This is a genomic window from Erythrobacter sp. HI0063 (genome assembly GCF_001635685.1).
Classification (GTDB): Bacteria; Pseudomonadota; Alphaproteobacteria; order Sphingomonadales; family Sphingomonadaceae; genus Qipengyuania.
The window spans coordinates 1-308 of the sequence record NZ_LWFF01000089.1 but is presented as its reverse complement, the minus strand read 5'-3'; the positions used below and the strand labels follow the sequence as shown (position 1 = coordinate 308).

Annotated in this window: 1 pseudogene; it reads right to left on the bottom strand. The window is 62.7% G+C overall.

The features are described from left to right. Positions 1–308 (bottom strand): annotated as a pseudogene (locus A3736_RS04195) (ATP-grasp domain-containing protein); the annotation flags it as partial.

Sequence of the window (308 nt, the reverse complement as noted above, 5' to 3'; positions counted from 1 at the left end):
CCTCGGTCGATGCGATCATGGCGACCTGGCCGGTGGCGCGATCGACCAGCATCGAGAGATAATATTCGTGCGCGATGTCGACACCGTCGGTGACGTAGAGACGATTGACCTGCTTGCCCTCGTCGCCGGTCTGGATCGTCACCAGCGTGTTGCCGAGCATCCTTGGCGTTCGCTTCGACTTCCTCGACGCTCTTCGACAGGCGCACGCCGCCCTTGGCGTCGGGGACCAGTTCCTTGAACTTGCCCTTGCCGCGGCCGCCGGCATGGATTTGTGCCTTTACGACATAGAGCGGGCCCGGCAGCTTCTT